General features: G+C 34.7%; 5 protein-coding genes. All 5 read right to left on the bottom strand.

The window, feature by feature from the left end; all coding sequences use genetic code 11:
• Positions 1 to 601 (bottom strand): radical SAM protein (locus BD31_RS08940; RefSeq protein ID WP_008301505.1); only part of this gene is annotated, 601 nt, incomplete at its 3' end.
• Positions 598 to 1,767 (bottom strand): 7,8-didemethyl-8-hydroxy-5-deazariboflavin synthase subunit CofG, encoded by a 1,170-nt coding sequence (gene cofG / locus BD31_RS08935; RefSeq protein ID WP_008301500.1) that lies wholly within the window; start codon positions 1,765 to 1,767, stop codon positions 598 to 600. The genes BD31_RS08940 and cofG, both read right to left, overlap by 4 nt.
• Before the next feature lie 42 nt (positions 1,768 to 1,809).
• Entirely contained in the window at positions 1,810 to 2,952 is a 1,143-nt protein-coding gene (locus BD31_RS08930) for a S1C family serine protease (RefSeq protein WP_048097627.1), read from the bottom strand.
• Positions 2,953 to 2,989: 37 nt separating this feature from the next.
• Positions 2,990 to 4,198, bottom strand: coding sequence for a glycosyltransferase family 2 protein (locus tag BD31_RS08925; protein ID WP_008301502.1), 1,209 nt, complete (start codon positions 4,196 to 4,198; stop codon positions 2,990 to 2,992).
• Positions 4,199 to 4,201: 3 nt separating this feature from the next.
• The gene (locus BD31_RS08920; protein ID WP_008301507.1) at positions 4,202 to 4,618 is read right to left on the bottom strand and encodes a type II toxin-antitoxin system RatA family toxin; all 417 of its coding nucleotides are present in this window, start codon (positions 4,616 to 4,618) and stop codon (positions 4,202 to 4,204) included.
• Positions 4,619 to 4,846: the final 228 nt, after the last annotated feature.

The raw sequence follows: 4,846 nt of genomic DNA, 5'->3' as shown, positions 1-4,846 counted from the left end.
AAATTTTGTCTCTCAATTTTTGATCAAGAATTTCTGCTGAAGTACCCGGAAGTGTATCCACACCAGCTTCTTTCATTCTTTTGAGAAAATCTTCAATAGTTGTCTTCGATCGTGATGCCCCGTATAGAATCTCCTCTGGAGAAAACCCGTGAATGTGGATATCTGGAATTTCTTTTTTTATTTCTCTGCAAATATTCGCATACAATCCACCATCCATGTCTGGTGGTAAACCTGCCTGAATGCATACTTCGGTTGCGCCTAATTGGTGTGCCTCTTTTGCTCTTCTAACAATCTCTTCTGTGGGTAGAAAATATCCTTCCTCTTCTCTGAAATCTCTACTAAATGCACAAAACCCACATTGTTTTATACAGACGTTTGTAAAATTGATGTTTCTATTCACTACATAGGACACAACATCTCCTACTCTTCTTTTTCTTAATTCATCTGCCACCATTCCGACTAGATGAAAATCTATTCCAGTTGTTTTGAATAATGTTAATGCCTCTTCTGAAGATATCTCCTTTTCTGACAGTGCTCTGTTTAAAATTTCAGTTACTGCTGGATCTGCATTTTTAAAAAGCGCTTCTATGTTTTTTGTCATTTCCAATACTCCTTTTTTACCAACCCTTCATCATTTTTTATTACTGCCATTTTATCTCTTAACTCTTTGCTAATAAATGAAAAAAATTCTGGATATACTGGAAATCTACATTTTAATTCAAATCCTGCTTTTTTTGAATTTTCATCAACGTCACTGATCTCCGGCCATGAAAATTCAGGATTAACAAAATCTGGTGTCAGTGGTGATATTCCCCCCCAATCATTAATCCCAACTGTTAAGAAACTTTGATATGATTTCGGAGATAAGTTTGGTGGAATTTGTATATTCATATCTGGCATGATGATTCTTGTTAATGCAACCACCGTTTTGAAATATCTCTCATCAGCTGATGGCTCATTTTTCATTAATGTGTCTTCTTTAGGTTGAAAGTTTTGTAAAATAATCTCTTGAATGTTCCCATGTTTTTGATGTAATTGCTTTATTGCAAATATTGAGTCAATTATTTCGTACATTGTCTCTCCTATCCCTACCAGAATCCCTGTGGTCATTGGTATTCTTAATTCTCCGGAATTCTCCAATACTTTTAATCTCGCTTTTGGTCTTTTACTTGCTGCTAGATAATGAGGCATTCCCCTTTTTGTTAGTCGCTCACTAACATTTTCAAGCATAATTCCCATTGATACGTTTGTTTTCTTTAATTCCTTCATTTCTTCAAATCTCAAATTTCCTGCATTAGTATGTGGGAATAATCCTAATTCTAATGCCTGTTCTGATGCATGAATTAGATATTCTGCAGTCGTTTTGAATCCATTTTTCTTTAACCAATCTCTTGCTTCTTGGTATTTTTGTTCTGGTTGTTCTCCTGTAACAAAAAGTACTTCCACACATCTGTATTTTTTTGCAAGCTGCAACAATTCTGAAATCTGTTGTTTTGACATTAAGGAAAGTTTCTGTTCTCCTGGTTCTGCTTTGTATGTGCAGTATGAACAAGTATCTTTGCAGAGATTAACTATGTTGAAAAATGCTTTTTTGGAAAATGTTACAGAATTTTTTTTAAATTTCTCTCTCAATCTCTGTGCAGTAGAAAAAAGTTCACTAGGATCTAATGTGGATTTTTCGTAAATCTCTATAATGTCCTGTTGTGAAATTTCTTTGTCCTCTAAAACATGGTTTAATTTCTCAGAATTTAAGACAAGATTATTCAATAGAAAGGATTCTTGTTAAGTTGTATTTATGCTTGCATTGTTTTAATTGCCGTTTGGTCTCTCTTGAAGTACAATAGTTACGTTCGTCGTTCTTCCATCTCTAAGTATTTCTAAAACCATTTCATCTCCTACTGACTTTGATCTTTGTAGGTGAATCAATATGTCGTCAATTTTTCTAACATCTTTCCCATCAACTGATAAAATAATGTCTCCTCCCATAGGATATTTTATTCCATCCGCCTCAATAGTTTTGTCCGATCCAATCAACCCTGCTTTAGAAGCTGGACTATCATCTACTACAGTTACAATCAAAAATCCTACTGCATCTTTGAGATTCAAAACTTTTGCCAAATCAGGATCTATATCTCTGCCTGCAATTCCAATCCATGGATGTTTATATTCTCCTTTTTCAATTAATGTTGGAACTATTTTGGCAATAGTTTGAGATGGAACTGAAAAACCAACTCCTGTAAATTCCCCTGTAGTTGATTGAATTGCAGTGTTTATTCCTATGATTTCTCCCCGCATGTTTAGTAATGGTCCTCCTGAATTGCCAGGATTAATTGCTGCATCTGTTTGTATCACATCTGGAATTGAATACCCTGCACCTGAAGGAAGTAGTCTTCCTAACTGACTAACGATTCCAGAAGTCATAGAACCAGACAATCCAAATGGATTTCCAATTGCGGCTATTTGTTCTCCAACTTGGAGATTTGACGAATCACCTAGAGAAAGTGGGTGTAATAAGATCAAATCCGCATTTACTTTGATTACTGCAATGTCTGTAAATTCATCAACTCCAATTATTTCTGCATTATATGATCTACCATCAAGAAATGTTACTGCTACTTTAACTGCATTCTTAACAACGTGTGCATTTGTAATTATGTGTCCTTTCTTATCGAAAACAAAACCTGATCCTACTCCCCCTGTTCCTCCACCTGTATCATTTCTTTGTACATTAACTCTTACAACTCCTGGTTCTGATTTTTCAAAAATTTCAATTAACGATAATTTCTTAGAGTAGTCTGGGGATATTTCTGCTAGTGCATTAGGTGTGTCTTCACTACTAATTGCAATGTCTGGTTTCAGTGATGTTGGGGGCGAAACAAATAGTACTGCAACAATGGCTATTACTGCAACAGCGCCAATGACTCCTCCTACAAACATACTCGATTTATCCACGGATTTTTAATTTCTTATTTTCTATCTAAAAGGCTTGCTATACACTAATTGAACTTTGAGTATGATCCTTCATGGAATAATTTCTACCTCTCCATGAAACTGACGATGATTTTTTTGCCTGAAGCAATCCGCTTAAAAATCCTAAAACTACTACTAACCCTCCTAATGGGGCAAATAACGCATGAATTAATCTTAATTCGAGTAAAAATTTGGTTTCAATTATCGCTGCCACATAAATCAGAAGCGATGCAAACCCTGCTGAAACACAAAGCATTTTTGCAGATATGGTTTCCACGGGTAACAATAATGATATTGCAAATATTGGAAAAGGTACAAACAACAAAAATAATGTTGCAAAGAAACTTCCTATTGCAATTTTTTCACTTTGTAAATACAGTGGGATCATCAATCTCTTTAATGCATTCCACAGTGTTATCCTATCTCGTGCCCAAACAGCATCGATTAGGTGCTCGCCTTTTACTATTTTTATTTTATAACCAAGATCTTTTACTTTCTTACCTAGCGCTCCATCTTCAATGATTTCATGTTTTACTCCTTCATGCATTCCTATTTTTTCATATGTTTCTTTTTTCATGATGAAAAAACTACCAAAAAAATATGCTGTTTTCTTTGAAGGATTATTTACATTCAGTGCTGAAAATCTAGTATGCAAAAACGTAGAAATCATTGGAAGTGAAATTTTTGTCCAAAAATCAAATGTCACCATTTTTGGAATTGCAGATAATGCATCCAAGTTAAATGAAATTAAATGAGCTACTGAAGACGATATGGTGTTTTTAGAATGTTTTGTATCTGCATCTGTGAATAACAACAGTTCTCCTGTTGCTTTTCTATACCCTTCCATACATGCCCAATTCTTTCCCATCCATCCATCGGGTTTGGGCCTTGCAGAGACATGAATTATTTTAGGATTTTTTTCTGAATACTTGGAAATTATTTCTCCAGTAGAATCATCCGAAGAATCATCTATGACTATAATTTCATAATTTTCATAATCTTGTTCTAACAATGTATCTAAACACTTCTCAAGAAACTCTTCTTCATTTCTTGCTGGTAAAATAATTGAAACTTTGGGAGTTGATTTCGAAGTATTTTCAAACTTGTCTAGATATGGTGTTAGTTTGACTGAATCTATCATTGATTTGATGAGAAATATCCAAGCTCCTGAAATTCCAATTAAAATTGCCGTTAATGCATAATTAAAAAAATCAAAAATCATTTCCATAAGTTATCGCTCTGATTCTTCTTTGATACTTTGCATTGCTTGTTCAGTACCGCTTTTGATGTGATTTTTTATGATCCCTGTAAACATCCCCATCATACCTGTCAATTTGATCTCCCAAACTGTACGAAGTAACGTCTTTTCTCCTTCGGGAGTCAATTTGATTCTCTTCTCCCCGTTTATGATTCCTTTTGTAAATTTGACTAGGATTCCAGATTTTGGCTCGAGTTTCACCTCTTGTAGGCATTTTTGATCTCTGAAAGCTATTGTTACTTCCCTGTTGATGATGTTTGCATCTTTGGAAATGTTTCTAACTTCCTTTGTTCCCTTCCAAAATTTCGGCTCATTATCCAAATCTGAAACAATATTCCATACTTTGTCTACTGTAGCATTGATTTCTATTTCTACTTCTATTGTAGCCATGTTTCACACTCACTTGCTCCGCATTAAATATATTAGATTCCAGTAGGATTTGTAATAGACTGTGATGGGCAACATGCCTAAAATCCGGAACAGTAACTCCAGTTCCAATGGCGTTTGCCACTCTTCCGTCACAGTCACTTTAAATTTAAAAGAAAATGAAACCCACAAAATACATGCCAAAAATTGAAACTTTTGATGGTGCCGGGTTTTGGAAAAATGCATATGCTC

This window comes from Candidatus Nitrosopumilus salarius BD31, from assembly GCF_000242875.2.
GTDB classification, from domain to species: domain Archaea; phylum Thermoproteota; class Nitrososphaeria; order Nitrososphaerales; family Nitrosopumilaceae; genus Nitrosopumilus; species Nitrosopumilus salarius.
This window is presented reverse-complemented; position numbering and strand designations above follow the sequence as displayed.

What these genes read in the sequence shown, in the direction of transcription:
- BD31_RS08925 (WP_008301502.1), bottom strand. Translation starts at nt 4,198, where the DNA reads ATGGAAATGATTTTTGATTTTTTTAATTATGCATTAACGGCAATTTTA.
- BD31_RS08920 (WP_008301507.1), bottom strand. Translation starts at nt 4,618, where the DNA reads ATGGCTACAATAGAAGTAGAAATAGAAATCAATGCTACAGTAGACAAA.